At 70.4% G+C, this 18,012-nt stretch carries 14 protein-coding genes and 1 riboswitch; of the genes, 5 read left to right on the plus strand and 9 right to left on the minus strand.

Annotated elements, in window-relative coordinates; all coding sequences use genetic code 11:
• Positions 1-218: 218 nt before the first annotated feature.
• The 5 genes from QFW96_RS19235 to QFW96_RS19255 all read right to left on the minus strand — a co-directional run bounded on the left by QFW96_RS19235 (position 219) and on the right by QFW96_RS19255 (position 7,321).
• A complete protein-coding gene (locus QFW96_RS19235) occupies positions 219-1,103 on the minus strand; it encodes a LysR family transcriptional regulator (RefSeq protein WP_281457083.1) in 885 nt (294 codons plus the stop codon).
• Between the two features lie 61 nt (positions 1,104-1,164).
• Positions 1,165-3,513 carry an arylsulfatase gene (locus QFW96_RS19240; RefSeq protein WP_281457084.1) on the minus strand — a complete coding sequence of 783 codons (2,349 nt, stop codon included), beginning with the start codon at positions 3,511-3,513 and terminating at the stop codon, positions 1,165-1,167.
• A 445-nt stretch (positions 3,514-3,958) separates the two neighbouring features.
• Positions 3,959-5,812 (minus strand): translation elongation factor 4, encoded by a 1,854-nt coding sequence (gene lepA / locus QFW96_RS19245; RefSeq protein WP_281457085.1) that lies wholly within the window; start codon positions 5,810-5,812, stop codon positions 3,959-3,961.
• A gap of 202 nt (positions 5,813-6,014) precedes the next feature.
• Positions 6,015-6,395: a VOC family protein gene (locus tag QFW96_RS19250; RefSeq protein ID WP_281457086.1), complete on the minus strand. Its 381-nt coding sequence runs from the start codon at positions 6,393-6,395 to the stop codon at positions 6,015-6,017.
• Positions 6,396-6,607: 212 nt separating this feature from the next.
• Positions 6,608-7,321 carry a GntR family transcriptional regulator gene (locus QFW96_RS19255; RefSeq protein ID WP_281457087.1) on the minus strand — a complete coding sequence of 238 codons (714 nt, stop codon included), beginning with the start codon at positions 7,319-7,321 and terminating at the stop codon, positions 6,608-6,610.
• An 85-nt stretch (positions 7,322-7,406) separates the two neighbouring features.
• Between QFW96_RS19255 and QFW96_RS19260 the strand changes: the two genes are divergently transcribed.
• Together QFW96_RS19260 and manD are read left to right on the plus strand one after the other, a co-directional pair.
• Positions 7,407-8,771 carry an MFS transporter gene (locus QFW96_RS19260; RefSeq protein WP_281457088.1) on the plus strand — a complete coding sequence of 455 codons (1,365 nt, stop codon included), beginning with the start codon at positions 7,407-7,409 and terminating at the stop codon, positions 8,769-8,771.
• Positions 8,755-9,966: a D-mannonate dehydratase ManD gene (gene manD / locus QFW96_RS19265; protein ID WP_281457089.1), complete on the plus strand. Its 1,212-nt coding sequence runs from the start codon at positions 8,755-8,757 to the stop codon at positions 9,964-9,966. The genes QFW96_RS19260 and manD overlap by 17 nt, the downstream gene beginning before the upstream one ends.
• Positions 9,967-10,027: 61 nt before the next feature.
• Here manD and rpsT read toward each other — a convergent pair whose 3' ends face one another.
• Complete coding sequence (gene rpsT / locus QFW96_RS19270) at positions 10,028-10,288, minus strand: 30S ribosomal protein S20 (protein ID WP_281457090.1); 261 nt, start codon at positions 10,286-10,288, stop codon at positions 10,028-10,030.
• Positions 10,289-10,496: 208 nt separating this feature from the next.
• On the opposite strand from rpsT, the gene QFW96_RS19275 reads away from it, so the two are divergent.
• Together QFW96_RS19275 and QFW96_RS19280 are read left to right on the plus strand one after the other, a co-directional pair.
• Entirely contained in the window at positions 10,497-11,303 is an 807-nt protein-coding gene (locus tag QFW96_RS19275) for a TSUP family transporter (RefSeq protein WP_281457091.1), read from the plus strand.
• 23 nt (positions 11,304-11,326) lie between these two features.
• Positions 11,327-12,202, plus strand: coding sequence for an EamA family transporter (locus QFW96_RS19280; protein WP_281457092.1), 876 nt, complete (start codon positions 11,327-11,329; stop codon positions 12,200-12,202).
• Here QFW96_RS19280 and holA read toward each other — a convergent pair whose 3' ends face one another.
• Entirely contained in the window at positions 12,203-13,189 is a 987-nt protein-coding gene (holA, locus tag QFW96_RS19285) for a DNA polymerase III subunit delta (protein WP_281457093.1), read from the minus strand.
• 97 nt (positions 13,190-13,286) lie between these two features.
• A riboswitch (SAM riboswitch) is annotated at positions 13,287-13,424 on the plus strand.
• 14 nt (positions 13,425-13,438) lie between these two features.
• On the opposite strand from holA, the gene thrC reads away from it, so the two are divergent.
• Complete coding sequence (gene thrC / locus QFW96_RS19290; protein WP_281457094.1) at positions 13,439-14,707, plus strand: threonine synthase; 1,269 nt, start codon at positions 13,439-13,441, stop codon at positions 14,705-14,707.
• Positions 14,708-14,824: 117 nt separating this feature from the next.
• Here the strand turns inward: thrC and QFW96_RS19295 are convergent, their stop codons facing one another.
• Together QFW96_RS19295 and QFW96_RS19300 are read right to left on the minus strand one after the other, a co-directional pair.
• Positions 14,825-17,176, minus strand: coding sequence for a DNA internalization-related competence protein ComEC/Rec2 (locus tag QFW96_RS19295; protein WP_281457095.1), 2,352 nt, complete (start codon positions 17,174-17,176; stop codon positions 14,825-14,827).
• Positions 17,173-17,985 (minus strand): ComEA family DNA-binding protein, encoded by an 813-nt coding sequence (locus QFW96_RS19300; RefSeq protein WP_281457096.1) that lies wholly within the window; start codon positions 17,983-17,985, stop codon positions 17,173-17,175. Before QFW96_RS19300 ends, QFW96_RS19295 begins: the two co-directional genes overlap by 4 nt.
• Positions 17,986-18,012 lie beyond the last annotated feature (27 nt).

Consider the following 18,012-nt stretch of genomic DNA (forward strand, 5'->3'; position numbering starts at 1 on the left):
ACTTCGTGGGTGGGGGAAGTTTTCATGAAAACTTCCCCCACCCACGAAGTGGGGATCTTTCACGAAACCACCCCCACCAGGGACGGAACCCCTTCCCGTCCTCACGACAGTCCGTTCGGTGGTGGGGACAGTTTTCATGAAAACCTCCCCACCTCATCACCACCGTCACTAGGGTTCCGGGGTGGGGACAGTTTTCATGAGAACTTCGTTTCCCCAGGTCACCGAGGTAGTTCGGCGATGGCTCCGGCCATCGCGAGGAACTGGGCCGCCGCCGGGGACAGCGGCCCCGGGCGCCAGAACAGGACTCCTCGGCGCACTACCCGGGGCCGCAGCGGGAGCACGACAGCACCGCGCGCGGCCGCGTCGCGGGCCATCGACCGGGGCAGCAGCGTGGCACCGGCCCCGGCCAGCACCAGCGGGACGATCATCGCCTGGTGCGCGGTCTCGACCGCGAACGCCGGTTCGCCGCCCCGGGCGCCGACGGTGTCCTCGATGACCGCGCGCGTCGCCGTGCCCGGCGGCGTGGCGATCCAGTCCAGCGTGGACAACTCCGGCACGCTCAACCGCTTCTGACCGGGCGCGGACCCGGGCGGCAGGACGGCGAAGATCTCCCGCCCCCGCAGCACCATGCACTCCAGGTCGCCGATCGGGTGCTCCGAGTCGACGACCCCGAGCTCGCACTCACCGGCGCGCACCGCCGAGGTCACGTCGGTGCCCAGCTCCGGGTCGGCAACGTTGACCGCCACCCTGGGGTTCTCCCGCAGGAAATCGCCGATCAGCTCGGCGAGCGGGTCGACGGCCAGCGTCGTCTGCGCCACGACGTCCAGCCGCCCGCTGGCCAGGCCCAGCACCTCGCGGACCGAAGCGGTGGCGGTGCTCAGGTCGCGCATCACCTGCCGGGCGGGCTCGACCAGCGCGTCCCCGGCCGGGGTCAGCGACACGCCGTGCGGCAGCCGGTGGAAGACCTTGCCGCCCAGCTCCTTCTCCAGGTTGCGGATGGCGTGCGACAGCGACGGCTGGGCCACGTGCATCGCCTGCGCGGCGGCGGTGAAGCTGCCGTGCTCGACGATCGCCAGGAAGTACTCCAGCTCCCGCCGGTCCATCACACCTGCCCTCCCGCGCGTTCCGCCTGCCCGGCAGTGCACCGGGCAGGCGGGACGCCGCCTACTCGTGCGCGGTGCGGAACGCCGACGCCGCCTCCACATCGGACCACTGGTCGTCGTCGAGGTCCACGCGGAGCCGCCGCAGCCCGCCGGTGAAGGCGTTGTCGACCGGCGCGTAGTCGTCGGTGACCGGGCTGGCCCGGTCCACGCCGATGTCGAAGGTCTCGTCGAAGGCGAAGTAGTACGGGATCGTCGCGTCCACCCGCCCCGAGGCGACCTCGGTGCCGTCGATCCGAAGCGTCGCGGTGCCGCCCTTGCCGACACCGCCGCCGTCGTAGTCGAACCGCACGCTGACCTCGTGCTCGCCCGCTGTCACCGCTTCCGGTGCGCGGACGTGCTGGACGACCGTGCCGAAGTAGTTGTAGGCGTAGCAGGGCTTCCCGTCGTGGAAGTAGAACGACCACCCGCCGGTGTGCCCGCCCTGGGCCACCAACACGCCTTCGGCACCGCCCTCGGGCACCTCGACCAGCGCGGTGAGGGTGTGCGAGCGGTTCTTGACGTTGGGCGCGGTCTCCTCGGTGAGCCGCTTGGCGCCCGCGTGGAAGGTCACCGACCGCCGGTCGCCCATCAGGTCCAGCCGCCCGGCTTCGAGGGGGTTCTCCCGCTCGGTCATCCGGTCGTCCAGCGGAAGCACGTTGTGCTTGGCCGCCTCCACCAGGAACAGCTGCTGCAGCACGCGCAGCTTGTCCGGGTGCTCCTCGGCGAGGTCGTGGGACTGGGTCCAGTCGACGTTGGTGTTGTACAGCTCCCACTCGTCGTCGTCGAAGGAGCGGCGAACGCCGTCCTGCACCATCACCCACGGCGTGCCGTGGCGGGTCACGGCCATCCACCCGTCCTGGTAGATGCCGCGGTTGCCGACCATCTCGAAGTACTGCACGCGGTGCCGGTCGGGCGCGTCGGCATCGTTGAAGCTGTAGAGCATGCTGGTGCCCTCGATGGGCTGCTGCGCGACGCCGTTGACCTCGGTCGGGTGCGGCAGGCCCGCGGCTTCGAGGATCGTCGGCACGATGTCGATGACGTGGTGGAACTGGTCGCGCAGCCCGCCGCGCTCGGTGATGCCCGCGGGCCAGTGCACGATCATGCCGTCGCGGATGCCGCCGAAGTGCGAGGCGACCTGCTTGGTCCACTGGTAGGGCGTGTTCATCGCCAGCGCCCAGCCGACCGGGTAGTGCGCGTGCGTGGTCGCGTCGCCCAGGGAGGCGTCGTGGGCGTTGATGAACTCGGCGCTGTCGGGGATGCCGCTGGCGAAGCGGTGCTCGTTGAGCGTGCCGCCCAGGCCGCCCTCGGCGGAGGCGCCGTTGTCGCCGAGGATGTAGACGAACATCGTGTTGTCGAGCTCGCCCAGCTCGTCGAGGGCGTCGACTAGGCGTCCGACCTGGTCGTCGGTGTGCTCGGCGAACCCGGCGTAGAGCTCCATGAGGGAGGCGGCGGCCCGCTGCTCCTCGGCTGAGAGCTCGTCCCAGTGCGGCACGCCCTCGGACCACGGGGCGAGTTCGGCGTCCTCCGGGACGACGCCGAGCTCCTTCTGGCGCTCCAGGGTGATCTCGCGCTGCCGGTTCCAGCCGTGGTCGAACTTGCCCCGGTACTTCTCGCGGTACTCCTGCGGCACGTGGTACGGCGCGTGGGTGGCGCCGAAGGGCAGGTAGGCGAAGAACGGGTTGTCGGGCTTGAGCGCGGTCTGGTCGCGCACCCAGTCGATCGCGTTGTCCACCAGGTCCTCGGACAGGTGGTAGCCGTCCTCGGGTTTGCGGGTGGGCTCAACGGGTTTCGTGCCGTCGAACAGCACGGGGTACCAGTGGTTCATCTCGGCGCACAGGAAGCCGTAGAACTTCTCGAAGCCCTCGCCGGTGGGCCACCGGTCGAACGGGCCGGCCGCGCTGACGTCGCGCGCCGGGGTCTGGTGCCACTTGCCGAAGGCGGCGGTGTTGTAGCCGTTGCCCTGCAGCATCTGACCGATGGTGGCGGCGCTGAGCGGGCGGATGCCGCAGTAGCCGGGCGCTGCGGAGGCCATCTCGGTGGTGACGCCCATGCCGACGGAGTGGTGGTTGCGGCCGGTCAGCAGCGCCTGCCGGGTCGGCGAGCAGATCGCGGTGACGTGGAAGCGGTTGTAGCGCAGGCCGTTGTCGGCCAACCGCTCCGCGGTGGGCATGTTGCAGGGCCCGCCGAACGCGCTGGGCGCCCCGAACCCCATGTCGTCGATGAGCACGACGACGACGTTCGGCGCCCCCTGCGGCGGGCGCAGCGGCTGCCGCGGCTGGAACGGCGGGCTCTGATCACGCGCGTCGAGCGAGGTAGCGGCAGGCGGCTGAGGATCGGGGATCGGCAAACGTTCGCGGGAGAACTCCTCCACGAGCAACCTCCAGGCAGCGTCGAGCCCGCCACTTTTGGTGGCGCACCAGCGAAAACATCGATGTGCTCGGCGGAAACCGAAACACCGCAAGACCTTTGCGCTCGCATGCTATCCACAGGTCCGAACCAAACAACCCCGATCCACCCCCTGGGACGGAGTCCCAGGTCACACTTCCCCCAGGTTTCCCCAGATCACTCCCGAAGCAGACCAATCCTCGATCCACCCCATAGAGAACACCTATACAGCGGTGCCCAGGCATGACGCCACCGCGCCCCCTGCGCCAAACGGTGGTCGGCGGTGGACGGTTTTAGCCATAATCACCCATGATCAATGTCCGAAATGTCGGGACAGTTCTCACTAAAACCGTCCCCTGGTGACGAGAACGCCCTCCCCCGACACGGAGTCGAGGGAGGGCGCCGACGTCAGATCATCGGGGCGGTCAGGGCTACTTCTTGCCGCCCTTGGACTTGTCGTCCTTGGCTTCCTCCGTGGAGAGGGCCGCGACGAAGGCTTCCTGCGGGACCTCGACCCGGCCGATGGTCTTCATCCGCTTCTTGCCCTCCTTCTGCTTCTCCAGCAGCTTGCGCTTCCGGCTGATGTCACCGCCGTAGCACTTGGCGAGGACGTCCTTGCGGATCGCGCGGATGGTCTCGCGGGCGATGATGCGCGAGCCGATGGCCGCCTGGATCGGGACCTCGAACTGCTGGCGCGGGATGAGTTCGCGCAGCTTGGTGGCCATCTTCGTGCCGTAGGCGTAGGCGCCGTCGCGGTGCACGATCGCGCTGAAGGCGTCGACCGGCTCGCCCTGCAGCAGGATGTCGACCTTGACCAGGTTGGAGGTCTGCATCCCCGACTCCTCGTAGTCCATCGAGGCGTAGCCGCGGGTGCGGGACTTGAGCTGGTCGAAGAAGTCGAAGACGATCTCGCCCAGCGGCAGCGTGTAGCGCAGCTCGACGCGGCTCTCCGACAAGTAGTCCATGCCGTTGAGCTGGCCGCGGCGGCCCTGGCACAGCTCCATGATCGTGCCCACGAACTCCGACGGGGCGATCACCGTGCACTTGGCGATCGGCTCGGAGACGTCCTTGATCTTGCCCTCGGGCCAGTCGGACGGGTTGGTCACCACGAGCTCGGTGCCGTCCTCCATCTCGACCTCGTAGACGACGTTCGGCGCGGTGGAGATCAGGTTCAGGTTGAACTCGCGCTCCAGCCGGTCCCGGGTGATCTCCAGGTGGAGCAGGCCGAGGAAGCCGCAGCGGAAACCGAAGCCCAGCGCGCCCGAGGTCTCGGGTTCGTAGGTGAGCGCGGCGTCGTTGAGCTGCAGCTTCTCCAGCGCCTCGCGCAGGATGGGGTAGTCGGAGCCGTCGATCGGGTAGAGCCCGGAGTAGACCATCGGCTTGGGCTCGCGGTAGCCGGCCAGCGGCTCGGTCGCACCCTTGCGCTCGGCGGTGACGGTGTCGCCGACCTTGGACTGGCGGACGTCCTTCACACCGGTGATCAGGTAGCCGACCTCGCCGACGCCCAGGCCCTTCGACGGCTTGGGCTCCGGGGAGATGATGCCGACTTCCAGCAGCTCGTGGGTGGCGCCGGTGGACATCATCTTGATCCGCTGCCGCGGGGTGATCTTGCCGTCGACGACCCGGATGTAGGTGACCACGCCGCGGTAGGTGTCGTAGACCGAGTCGAAGATCATCGCGCGCGGGGCGGTGTCGTCGACGCCTTCCGGCGCCGGGACCTGCTTGACGACCTCGTCGAGGACCGCGCCGACACCGTCACCGGTCTTGGCCGACACGCGCAGCACGTCCTCGGGCTCGCAGCCGATGATGTGCGCGAGCTCGGCGGCGTACTTGTCCGGCTCGGCCGCCGGCAGGTCGATCTTGTTGAGCACCGGGATGATCTGCAGGTCGTGCTCCATGGCGAGGTAGAGGTTCGCCAGGGTCTGCGCCTCGATGCCCTGCGCGGCGTCGACCAGCAGGATCGCGCCCTCGCAGGCGGCCAGCGACCGGCTGACCTCGTAGGTGAAGTCGACGTGCCCGGGAGTGTCGATCATGTGAAGCACGTGCTCTTCGCCGTCGACGGCCCACGGCAGGCGCACGTTCTGCGCCTTGATCGTGATGCCGCGCTCGCGCTCGATGTCCATCCGGTCGAGGTACTGGGCCCGGTAGGCACGCTCCCCCAGCACACCGGTCAGCTGCAGCATCCGGTCGGCCAGCGTCGACTTCCCGTGGTCGATGTGCGCGATGATGCAGAAGTTCCGGATCCGCTCCGGCGGCGTGAAGGTGGTGTCGGCGAAACTGCTCACTCGGGTTCCTCGGATGTCGGCGGCGTTCCTACGGCTGTCGGCGTTCGTCGGCAGACGTCGGCCCGGGCTCCCCGGCGGATGACGCGCAGGGTTCACCCCATAGTCCCACGCCACGCCCGGTACCCGACGCCCAACTCCCGGTCATCCCCCGCACCCCCGCTTGCCACCACGGCAAACCGTTCCGCCTCGAGGTGCTGGCGCACTAGTCGCCTCGGGTGTCGCGTCGGATGGGGTGGTCGGCGGGGACCTCGACGAGGACGATCCTCATGCCGTCGGGATCGGCGATCCAGCCCTCGTGCAGGCCCCACGGCTTGTGCTCGGGCTCGGCGAGGACGGTGACGCCCTGGTCGCGGAGCTCGTCGAAGCTGGCGCGCAGGTCCCGGACCTGGAGCCACAGGACCTGGTCCGGGCTCGGCCCCTGACCACCCCGCCCGGAGACCTCCAGATATCCCTGCCCCAGGAAGAACACCGTGCCGCCGGGGAACTCGCGGCAGATCGCCAACCCCAGCACGTCGCGGTAGAACCGCACCGACCGATCGTGATCGCCGGGCCGCAAGATCATCCGGCTGTTCAAGACCTCCATGCCGGTAGTTCTACCGGCCGGTTCGGTCATCCGCACACGTCCTCATCAGCACGCGTGCCGCTGCCGCGCATCCGGATCGACGAGCCGCTGCAATCGGCGCAGCAGATCCGCAGCCCGACGCCGGTCCACCTTGGACGTGGAAGATCCACCCTCACCCGCAGCAGCAGCGACCAGCAAGCCGCGAGTCCACTCGGATCGAGCGACCGGGGTCGTCACTGGAGGACCGTGATGCTGCGTCTGATGGGGCGTTCTTCGGCGCTGTTGACGAAGAGGTCGGGTGACTCCGATCGGATTCTTTCGACGTCTTCGAACACGGCGCGCAGGTGACTGCGCAGGGCGTCGACGGCGGCGTCGAGGTCGCGGGCTTCGAGGCCGTCGACGATCTCGGCGTGCTGGTCGATCAGGTCCGGGACCGGGCTGACCGTGCGGAGGCCGAGGCGGCGGGCGCGGTCGAGGTGGGCCTTGGCCTGTTCGACCGTGCGCCAGGCGTTGGCATGATCGCCTGCGGCGAGCAGGCGCTGGTGGAAGGCCTCGTCGAGCTCGAAGAACCCGTTGACGTCGTCGGCCGCGGCGCGCTGCTGCTCCAACAGGTCGCGCAGGGCCTCGACGTCGGAGTCGGTGCGGAGCCGCACCGCGTCGGCCAGCGAGGCGACCTCGACGGCTTCGCGGACGAACTGGGCGTCGGCGATGCGCTGCGGATCGACCCGGGAGACGAACGAGCCGAGCTTCGGGAAGACGCGGACCAGGTCCTCTTCGGCGAGCAGCAACAGGCTCTCGCGGACCGGGGTGCGGGACACCTCCAGCTCACCGGCCAGCTCGTTCTCCGACAGCGGGTGCCCCGGGGGCAGCTGCAGGGTGATGATGCGCCGGCGGATCTCGCGGTGCACCGTCACTCGCGCCGAGGTCTTGCCCGCTGTGCTGGTCATGGTCACCACCCTATCGACAACCCTTGACCTCTGGGATCCCAGCACTTGTATGGTAGCGCTGGTATTCATCCCTGGAGGAGGGTCAATGTCGACGGACCTCGCACCGAGCGCGGGCGGACGATCGCTGCGTCGCACGGTCGCCGCCTCGGTGATCGGCACGATCGCCGAGTACTACGACTTCTTCATCTACGGCACCGCCTCGGCGCTGGTGTTCAACAAGGTCTTCTTCCCCGAGGTCGATCCGCTCGTCGGCACCCTCGCCGCGTTCTCCACCTACGCGGTCGGCTTCTTCGCCCGTCCGCTCGGTGGCCTGGTGTGGGGCCACATCGGCGACCGGCTCGGGCGCAAGAAGACCCTGGTCTACACGCTGCTGCTCACCGGGCTCGGCACCTTCGCGGTCGGCCTGATGCCCACCTACGAGCAGATCGGGCTGTGGGCGGCGATCATCCTGGTGCTGGTGCGGCTCCTGCAGGGCTTCGGCGTCGGCGGCGAGCAGGGCGGAGCGCTGCTGCTCACGGCCGAGGCCGCACCGCCGGGCAAGCGCGGCTTCTACGCGAGCTTCGTTCAGATGGGCTCGCCCGCCGCCTACCTGATCCCGACCGTGCTGTTCGCCGTGCTCCAAGCGCAGCTGCCCGAGGCCCAGTTCCTCTCCTGGGGCTGGCGCGTCCCGTTCCTGCTCAGCGCGGTCGTCGTGATCATCGGTCTCTACATCCGGATGCGGGTTCCCGAGTCGGAGACCTTCGAAGCCGTCAAGCAGCAGGAACCGCAGCGCGCGCCGCTCAAGCGGCTGCTGACCGACCACCGGCGCGAGGTCTTCGGCGGCATGCTCGCCAAGTTCGTCGAAGCCGCGGTGTTCCCGCTCTACACCGTCTTCCTCGTCTCCTACGCCGAAGCGCACGACGTCGACAGCTCCATCGTGCTGGACGCGGTGATCATCGCGATCCTCGCCGAGCTGATCATGCTGCCGTTCTGGGGCAAGCTCACCGACCGCATCGGCCGCCGCACCACGTTCATCGGCGCCGCCGTGCTCAACCTGGTGCTGCTGGTGCCGGCGTTCCTGGCCGTGGAGAGCGGCGACGTCGTGCTGATCACGCTGCTCATGATCGCCGGACTGGCCTTCGGCCACGCCGGGACCTACGCGCCGCAGGCCTCCTACTTCCCGGAGCTGTTCCCCTCCGGCGCCCGCTACAGCGGGGTGTCGGTCGTGTGGCAGTTCGGGGCGATGATCGCCAGCGGTCCGTTCACCGTCGTCGCCTCCGCGCTGCTGGTGCTCGCCGACGGCGGCTTCACCTGGGTCGCGGTCTACGTGGCGGGATTGATCGTGCTGAGCCTGATCGGCCTGCGCTTCCTTCCCGAAACCGCTCCGAACCGCCGCAGCGGCGCCGAGTACGCCGACTGGCCCGGCGCCGAGGAACGACCCGAGAGGACCGAGGTTGTCCAAGATCGTTGATGCGAAGGTCATCGTCACCTCGCCCGGGCGCAACTACGTGACGCTCAAGATCACCACCTCCGACGGTGTGATCGGCTGGGGCGACGCGACGCTCAACGGGCGCGAGCTCGCGGTGGCGTCCTACCTGCGCGATCACCTCTGCCCGCAGCTGATCGGACGCGACTCGCAGCGCATCGACGACACCTGGCAGTACCTGTACAAGGGCGCCTACTGGCGGCGCGGGCCGGTCACCATGACCGCGATCGCCGCTGTGGACGTCGCGTTGTGGGACATCAAGGGCAAGGTCGCCGGGATGCCGGTCCACCAGCTGCTCGGCGGTCCAGCCCGGGACGGCGTGCTGGCCTACTGCCACGCCACCGGCGAGGACATCCCCGCGCTGCTCGACGACGTCGCCGCGCACCTGGACCAGGGGTTCCTGGCGGTCCGCGCGCAGGCCTCGGTGCCCGGCGTCGACAAGGCCTACGGCGTCGCGGCCAAGGGCGAGTTCTACGAGCCCGCATCGTCGGCGGTTCCGGAGGAAGGTCGCTGGGACAGCGAGTCCTACCTGCGGCACGCCCCGAAGGTGCTCGGTGCGGTGCGGGAGCGGTTCGGGTTCGACTTCCACCTGCTCCACGACGTGCACCACCGGCTCACCCCCATCGAGGCCGGACGGCTGGGCAAGGACCTCGAAGAGCACCGGATGTTCTGGATCGAGGACCCCTCCCCCGCCGAGGATCAGAGCGCGTTCCGGCTGATCCGCGAGCACACCACCACTCCGATCGCGGTCGGCGAGGTGTTCAACTCGATCTGGGACTGCCAGCAGCTCATCACCGAGCGGCTGATCGATTACATCCGCACCTCGGTCTCGCACGCGGGCGGCATCACGCACCTGCGGCGGATCTTCGCCCTCGCCGAGCTCTACGGCGTGCGCACCGGTTCCCACGGTGCCGGAGACCTCTCACCGGTGTCGTTGTCCGCGGCGCTCAACGTGGACCTGGTGGTGCCGAACTTCGGCATCCAGGAGTACATGGGTCACACCGAGCAGACCTCCGAGGTGTTCCACTCCGGCTACACCTTCGCCGACGGCTACCTGCATCCCAGCGACGAACCCGGCCTGGGCGTGTGGGTCGACGAGGCGGCTGCCGAGCGGTTCCCGTACGAGCCGCGCTACCTGCCGGTCAACCGCCGCCGCGACGGGTCGGTGCACGACTGGTGACGCGCGCGAAACGGCCCCTCCCCCGTCGTGGGGAAGGGGCCGTTTCGTCGACCGAGAAGGCTCAGATCTTGTTCACGCGAGCGGCCATGGCCGACTTCTTGTTGGCGGCCTGGTTCTTGTGGATGACGCCCTTGCTGGCGGCCTTGTCCAGCTGACGGCTGGCGGCCTGCTGCAGCTCGACGGCCTTGTCCTTCTCGCCGGCGTCAGCGGCCGCGCGGAACTTGCGGATGGCGGACTTCAGCGACGTCTTCACAACCTTGTTGCGCTGGCGGTTCGCCTCGTTGGTCTTGATCCGCTTCATCTGGGACTTGATGTTGGCCACTGGTGCGCCTCTTCCTCGTCAGTCGAATCGCGTGCCGCACTCGATCGGCCCGGTCCGGGGACCGGTCTTCCTCCACGGCGGAATGCCGTACGACACGATCGTCCATGTTAACAAGGCTCACCTGCGGCTTCGCCGGGTGGTCCCGGCGCCGCGAGAGCGCTCACACCCGCTCGGAGTCCGGTGTGCGCAGGCCATACGGTGATGCCTCGTGCTCACCGCGTTGAACTGGCCCGGATTCGCCGATCTCACCCTCACCGGGCTGCTGTTCCTCTGCGCGGCGGCGTTCCTGGCCGGGGCCGTGGACGCCATCGTCGGCGGCGGTGGGCTCATCCAGCTGCCCGCGATGCTCATGCTGCTGCCCGGTGGCGAGGTCATCTACTCGCTGGCCACCAGCAAGATCGCCGCCATCGCCGGGACCTCCGCCGCGGCCCGAACCTACGCCAAGCGAACGCCGATGGACTGGCGGGCCGCGCTGCCGATGGCGCTGGTGGCGCTCCTCGGATCGCTGGGCGGAGCGGCGCTGGCCGACGCGCTGCCGTCCTCGGTGCTCAACGTCGTCGTGCTCGTCGCCCTGGTCGTCGTCGGCATCTACACGTGGCGCAAACCCGACCTCGGGTCGGTGCACGCACCCCGGTTCGCGCGACGCCTCCAACTGGTGCTGATGCTGCTCGGCGGCGCTGCGATCGGCTTCTGGGACGGCATCGCCGGGCCCGGAACCGGATCGTTCCTGGTGTTCTGGCTGGTCGGCCTCGTCGGATTCGCCTTCGTCACCGCCTCGGCCACCGCGAAGGTCGTCAACGTGGCCACCAACCTGGGCGCGCTGGTCTTCTTCATCCCCGCGGGCAAGGTGCTGTGGGGACTGGGCCTGGTGATGGCCGCGAGCAACATCGCGGGCAGCGTCCTGGGCGCGACGCTGGCCGCCGGTCGCGGATCGGCGTTCGTGCGCCGGGTCTTCCTGACCGTCGTCGTCGGCCTGGTCGTCAGCCTCGGCTGGAAGATCGCGCTCAGCGGCTGATCAGGACTAGGCTCCTGAGGATCATGGGGGCTGTCGCCGTCGTTCTCGTCGTGCTCGCCGCGTTCGCGCACGCGGGGTGGAACTACTTCGCCAAGCGGGCCGGCTCGTCCGGGGCCGGGTTCGTGTGGCTGACCGCGAGCTGCTCCGCGGTGCTCTACCTGCCGGTCGCCTCGGGCGCCTTGCTGTGGGGAGCTTCTCACGACGACTTCCCCGCCCCCACGACGTTCCTCCTGGGCGTCGTGGTCAGCGCGACCATCCACCTCGGGTACTTCCTGCTGCTGCAGCGCGGTTACGCCGTCGGCGACATGTCGGTGGTGTACCCGCTGGCCAGGGGAACCGGGCCGATGCTGTCGATGCTGGTGGCCGTGCTCGTGCTGCACGAGCGGCCGGGCTGGCTCGGCGTGTGCGGCGGGCTGCTGGTGGTGTGCGGGGTGTTCGTGATCGGGCTGTCCGACGGCGTGCCGCGCTCTGGGGCGAACCTCGCCGGTGTCGGGTTCGGGCTGCTCACCGGGGCCCTCATCGCCACCTACACGGTCTGGGACGCGCACGCCGTGACCGGGCTGGCGCTGTCGCCGCTGCTGTTCGACTGGGCCAACAACTTCACCCGCAGCGTCCTGCTCTCCCCCTACGCGATCCGCCGCCGCGGCGTGCTCGCGCGGATCTGGTCCGAACACCGCCGGGAGATCATCGCCGTCGGCCTGCTCTCGCCCCTGGCCTACATCCTCGTGCTGTTCGCGATGCAGCTCGCGCCGGTGAGCCTGGTGGCCCCGGCTCGGGAGCTGAGCATCGTCATCGCCGGGCTGCTGGCCTGGCGGGTGCTCGGCGAGGCGCAGCCGGTCCGGCGCCTGACCGGGGCCGTCGTGGTGCTGGCCGGAGTGGTGCTGCTCGGGGTGGCGTGATCAGCTGCGCTGGTTGCGCAGCGACACCAGGCGCAGGACGGTCTTCTCCAGGGCGTAGTCGGCGTCGGCCGCCATGCCCTTCACGCCCGCGTTGACCTCGGCGACGACCTGCAGCGCGGCGGACAGGCTCGTCGGCGTCCAGCCCCGGGACTGGGACAGGGCCTTCTTCACCTTCCACGCGGGCATGCCGAGGTCCCCGGCCAGCCGGTAGGGATCGTTGCGGCCGCCCGCTGCCGCGACGCGGCCGATGGTGCGCACCGAATCGGCCAGGGCGTCGGCGATGAGCACGTGCGGCACCCCGAGCTGGATCGCCCAGCGCAGCGCCTCCAACGCCCCGGCGCGGTCGCCCACCACGGCCTTCTCCGCGACCGCGAACCCGGTCACCTCGGCGCGGCCCCGGTAGTACCGGCCGACCGCGTCCGCGTCGATCTTGCCGCCGGTGTCGGCCACCAGCTGCGAGGCCGCCGCCGCCAGTTCCCGCAGGTCCGAGCCGACCGCCTCGATGAGGGCGTTGACCCCGCCCGAGTCGGACTTGCCTCCCGCGCGGCGGATCTCGTCCCGGACGAACGCCTCGCGGTCGGCGGGCTTGGTGAGCTTCTTGCACTCGGTGACGCGCGCGCCCGCCTTCTTCAGCGCGTTGGGCAGCTCCTTGGCGTGCTTGGCCCGGCCACCACCGCTGTGCACCACGATCAGCGTGATGCCCTCGGCGGGCTGCTTGGCGTGGGTCAGCAGGGCTTCGGCGATCTCCTTGCCCGCGTCCTGAGCCGACTCGATCGCGAGCACCCGCGCCTCCGCGAACAGCGAGGGACTCAGCATTTCAGCGAGCTCAGGAGGGGTGAGCTCACTCACCTTCACCCGGCTGAAATCGGCCTCCGGATCGGCGGCGCGCGCGGCACCGACCGCCGCCCACATCGCGCGCTCGACCAGCAGCTCTTCGTCCCCGAGCACCAGGTGCAGGGGGTCGGCGACAACGGTCGGTGAGCTCATGCGGGCATGGTCCCACGGAGCGGCGACAGTCCCGCCATCTGGATGCGCACTGGCCAGGAAGACGTGCGTTCCACTAACGTTGCCGCCACAACCGAATAGCTCATCCAGAGGGGCAGAGGGAACGGCCCGTTGAAGCCCCGGCAACCGTTCGTCCGATGCATCGTGCGAAAAACCGGCGCGAGGTCACGGACGCAAACAGGTGCCAATTCCGACCCGTCCGCGGGACAGATGAGGAGAGGACCTCGCGCGATGACTGCTGCTGCCCACGCCGCCACCACTGCCGGCAAGAAGTTCGATCTCGGCAACGCCGTCGAACTGGTGTCCAAGGAAGAGGGACACCGGCAGCCCCTGGCTCCTGAGTTCGTCTCCCTCGAGGACTTCTCGCCGCTCGAGGTCGCCTACGACTTCCCCCAGCTCCGCCGCGAGGACATCGAGGCCGGTCCGCGTTCCATCTGGCGCTACAAGCAGCTGCTGCCGGTGCCGAGCAACGTCGACCAGATCCCCAACACCGAGCCCGGCTGTACCCGCTTGATCCAGGCGGACAACCTGGCCAAGGCGCTGGGCGTCAAGAAGATCTGGATCAAGGACGACACCGGCAACCCCACGCACTCCTTCAAGGACCGCGTCGTGGCCGTGGCCCTGGCCGCCGCCCGCGAGTTCGGGTTCAAGGTGCTGGCGTGCCCGTCCACCGGCAACCTCGCCAACGCCGTGGCCGCCGCCGCTGCCCGCGCGGGCTGGGACTCGGTCGTGCTGGTGCCCAAGACCCTCGAGCGCGCCAAGATCCTGATGAGCGCGGTCTACGACGGCTCGCTGCTCGCGGTCGACGGCAACTACGACGACGTCAACCGGCTGGCCACCGAGCTCGCCGGTGACCACGAGGACTGGGCGTTCGTCAACGTCAACGTCCGGCCCTACTACTCCGAGGGTTCCAAGACCCTGGCCTTCGAGGTCGCCGAGCAGCTGGGCTGGCGTCGTCCCGAGCAGATCGTGGTGCCGATCGCCTCCGGCTCGCAGCTGACCAAGGTCTACAAGGGCTTCAACGAGCTCAGCCAGGTCGGCCTGGTCGAGGACTCCCCGGTGAAGATCTTCGGCGCGCAGGCCACCGGCTGCTCCCCGGTCTCCACCGCCTACCGCAACGGCCACGACGTGGTGCAGCCGGTCAAGCCGGACACCATCGCCCGCTCGCTGGCCATCGGGGCCCCCGCCGACGGTCCGTACGTGCTCGACGTCGTCCGCAAGACCGGCGGCGCCATCGAGGACGTCACCGACGACGAGGTCCGCGCCGGCATCCGCCTGCTGGCCCGCACCGAGGGCATCTTCGCCGAGACCGCTGGTGGCGTGACCGTCGCGACCGCCAAGAAGCTCATCGAGGCCGGCAAGATCGACCCGGACGCCGAGACGGTCCTGCTGATCACCGGTGACGGCCTCAAGACCCTGGACGCCGTCGAGGGCGAGCTGGGCCCGAAGGCCACCGTGGCGCCGACGACCGAGTCGGTGAACCAGGCGCTGGGCCTCTGATCCAGCCGGGCTCCGATCCAGCCGGCCTCTGATCCAGTTGTAGGTCGAACCTCCTCTCTCGCGAGCGGGTGGTCGCCCCCACGGGCGGCCACCCGCTTCGTCGTCCACAACGGACGGTCAGTTCTCCTCGGCGCGCAAGGGATCTCCGCGAGAGACGAAGCGCGGTCCCCGCGGCCCCGGCAGGACCGCGATGTCCCCTTCCTGGTCGGTGCGCAGCACCCGGGCACCGGCGCGGGTGAGCGTGTCGATCACGAAGGCGTTGGGGTGGCCGTAGTCGTTGCCCGCGCCGACGCTGATCAGCGCGAGCCCGGGCCGCACCGCGGTGAGGAAACGCGGTGCGCTGTACCGGGATCCGTGGTGCGGCACCTTGAGCACGTCGGCTCGCAAGTCCTCCCGCGACGACACCAGCCGCCCCTGCCCCGGCAGCTCCACGTCTCCGGTGAGCAGCACCCGGCCCGCCGGGGTGGTCGCGCGGATCACCAGCGAGGCGTCGTTGGCGTCGTCTGCCGTCTGGGTCCGGGTCACGCTCGGATCCGGGGCCAGCACGTCGAGCACCAGGGAAGGCCAGGTCAGCCGTTGCCCGGCCTGCAGCGCGACGATCGGTGCGCGGTGCGCGCGGGTGTCGCGCACCAGATCGTCGAACGCCCACTCCGGTTCCCGCAGCGGTCCGATCCCCACCGCACCGACCGGCATCTCGCCGAGCACCGTGCGCAGACCGCTGACGTGGTCGGCGTGCAGGTGCGTCAGCACCGCCATCGACACGCGCTGGATCCCCAAGCGCCGCAGGCAGTTCGCGGACCGTCGGGGGTCCGGCCCGGTGTCGACCACCACGGCCTCCCCCGGCGTGCCGGTGGCCAGCACCAGCCCGTCCCCCTGCCCGACGTCGCAGGCCACCACGCTCCAGCCCGGCACCGGCCAGCCCGGCAGCATCGTGCGCACCGGCAGCACGACCAGGGCGCTGAGCAGCACCGCGACCACCGCCAGCAGCCGAACCCTCCTTCCTCGCAACGCGATCAGCCCCACCAGCAGCAACACCGCGAGCAGCAGTCCCCCACCGGTCCCGGTCGGCCAGTCGAACACCGCCCCCGGCACCGCGGCGGCGCGATCGGCGATCAGCAGCACCCACGCCAGTTCCGGGCCCGCCAGCTCGACGAGGAGCCCCGCGAGCCACGTCGACGCCGGTGCGGTGACGGTGGCCAGCACGCCGAGCACCGTCGCCGGTGCGATCACCGGTGCCGCCAGCAGGTTCGCCGGCACCGCGACCAGGCTCACCCCACCGGAGATCGCGGCGATCAACGGCGCGGTGACCACGTGGGCGGCCACCGGCACCGCGATCGCCTCCGCCAGCCCGACCGGGACACCGCGGGCGCGCAGCGCGGCCGCCCAGGCCGGGGCGAGCAGCACCAGTCCCGCCGTCGCAGCGACCGACAGGGCGAACCCGGCGCTGGTCGCCAGTTCCGGGAGCAGGAGCAACAGCCCGACGACGCTCGCCGCCAGGGCGGGCAGCGCCGAGCGTCGCCGCCCCAGCACCAGCGCCAGCAGCGTGATCGCCCCCATCGCGGCCGCGCGCAGGACGCTCGGCTCCGGTCCGGTCAACCCCACGAACCCGACCAGGACCAGTGCGGCGCCCACCGCGCAGACCACCGGGCCGAGTCCCAGCAGGTGCAGCAGCACCAGGACCGCGCCGCACACGATCGCAAGGTTGGCGCCCGACACTGCTGTGAGATGGCTGAGCCCGGCCGTCTCGAAGTCCTGCTCCACCTCCGGTGGCAGCCCCGCGGTGTCTCCGACCACCAGCCCGGGCAGCAGGCCCGAGGCTTCCGGGGACAGGTGCTCGGCGGAGACCTCGCGCAGTCCCGACCGCAGCTCGGCGGCGACCCGCTGCCATCGCGGTGGCGGGCTCACCTCGCTCGGCGCCTGGTGGATCGGCAGCATCGCGACGACCAGCCGGCCGTCCCGGGGCGGTGCCGCCTTGCCCCGGACGGTGAGCCGCTGCCCGGCGATCAGCCCGCGCCACCGGTCGGTCGGCACCAGCAGCACCACCGAACCGCCGGACTGGACGCGCCGACCGGCGACCTCGGTGGTCACCACTTCGGCGCGTGCCAGCGAGCGGTCCTGCGCCCGGCTGCCGCCGAAAGCCGCGCCGCGCAGCGGGGTCGGGGCGGAGGTCAGCTCGACCCGAACCGTCACCGCCTCGCCCTCGGTCGCCGCCCGCCGCAGCGGGTGCTCGGCGACGTCGTGGACCCGGACCGCGATCGCGCTGCCCGCGACCCCTGCCAGCAGCAGGACCACCAGCACGGCCCTGGCTCCCGCCCGGCGCCGCGAGAACCCCAGGACCAGCGGGGCCGCGATCGCGGCCGCCGAGGCCACCACCGCCGCGCAGACCCACCCGGCCCGCAGGCCCAGCAGAGTCACCAGCCAGACCACCGCGGCGGCCGGGACCAGCCGCAGGTCCGGCCGCCGGATCACACCCGCACCAGGTCGCGCAGCTTGGACAGCCGCGCGTCGCCGATCCCGCCGACCTCGCCGAGCTGGTCCACGGAGTCGAAGCGGCCGTGTTCGGTGCGCCACTGCAGGATTCGCTCGGCGGTGACCTCGCCGACCCCTGGCAGTCCATCGAGCTGCTCCTTCGTCGCCGCGTTGAGGTCGAGCCTGCCGTCACCACCACCGGAACCCGGCTGTCCGGACTGGGCCTGCTGGGCTTCAGGTGGCACGGGGATGGCGACGTAGAGCTGCTCGCCGTCGGCGAGGCGGCGGGCGAGGTTGAGCCCGGTCAGGTCGGTCTCGGGCAGCGCGCCACCGGCCGCCGACACGGCGTCGGCGACCCGCGCGCCCGCGGGCACGGTGACCAGACCTGGCCGCTCCACCCGGCCCACGACGCTGACCACCAGCTCGGCGGGAGCGGTGGGACCGGTCGACACGGGTGCGGGCGGAGGCGGCAGCGGTGGCGGCGCGGACTCGGCCTCGGGCCGGTCCGACCAGGCGAGCACGAGGACCCCGGCCAGCACGACGGCGGCTACGAGCGCGACCGCGAGCAGCCCGGCTCGGCCGGGGTCCACTCTGGACCGCAGCAGGGGTTCCGGGAGCCATCGCTCGGCGAGCCGCGACAGCGGCGAACTTCGGCCGCCCTCGGGCTTTTTCACCGAATAGTTGCGCTCGATCCGGTCGGTCGGTTCGTCGTGCTCGGCCTCGCGGCGCAGCGTCTGCAGCCGGGACCGGGTGCCGAGCTGCTCGTAGGAGTCGTCATCGGTGGCGCGGAAGAGCTTGGAGTCGAACATGTCGACGACGTTAGCGCGATCGAAAGA

Origin of the sequence: Saccharopolyspora ipomoeae, assembly GCF_029952525.1 — a bacterium.
GTDB classification, from domain to species: Bacteria; Actinomycetota; Actinomycetes; order Mycobacteriales; family Pseudonocardiaceae; genus Saccharopolyspora; species Saccharopolyspora ipomoeae.

What these genes read in the sequence shown, in the direction of transcription:
- QFW96_RS19235 (WP_281457083.1), bottom strand. Translation starts at nt 1,103, where the DNA reads ATGGACCGGCGGGAGCTGGAGTACTTCCTGGCGATCGTCGAGCACGGC.
- thrC (WP_281457094.1), top strand. Translation starts at nt 13,439, where the DNA reads ATGACTGCTGCTGCCCACGCCGCCACCACTGCCGGCAAGAAGTTCGAT.
- QFW96_RS19280 (WP_281457092.1), top strand. Translation starts at nt 11,327, where the DNA reads ATGGGGGCTGTCGCCGTCGTTCTCGTCGTGCTCGCCGCGTTCGCGCAC.
- QFW96_RS19300 (WP_281457096.1), bottom strand. Translation starts at nt 17,985, where the DNA reads ATGTTCGACTCCAAGCTCTTCCGCGCCACCGATGACGACTCCTACGAG.
- QFW96_RS19260 (WP_281457088.1), top strand. Translation starts at nt 7,407, where the DNA reads ATGTCGACGGACCTCGCACCGAGCGCGGGCGGACGATCGCTGCGTCGC.
- QFW96_RS19250 (WP_281457086.1), bottom strand. Translation starts at nt 6,395, where the DNA reads ATGGAGGTCTTGAACAGCCGGATGATCTTGCGGCCCGGCGATCACGAT.
- QFW96_RS19255 (WP_281457087.1), bottom strand. Translation starts at nt 7,321, where the DNA reads ATGACCAGCACAGCGGGCAAGACCTCGGCGCGAGTGACGGTGCACCGC.
- holA (WP_281457093.1), bottom strand. Translation starts at nt 13,189, where the DNA reads ATGAGCTCACCGACCGTTGTCGCCGACCCCCTGCACCTGGTGCTCGGG.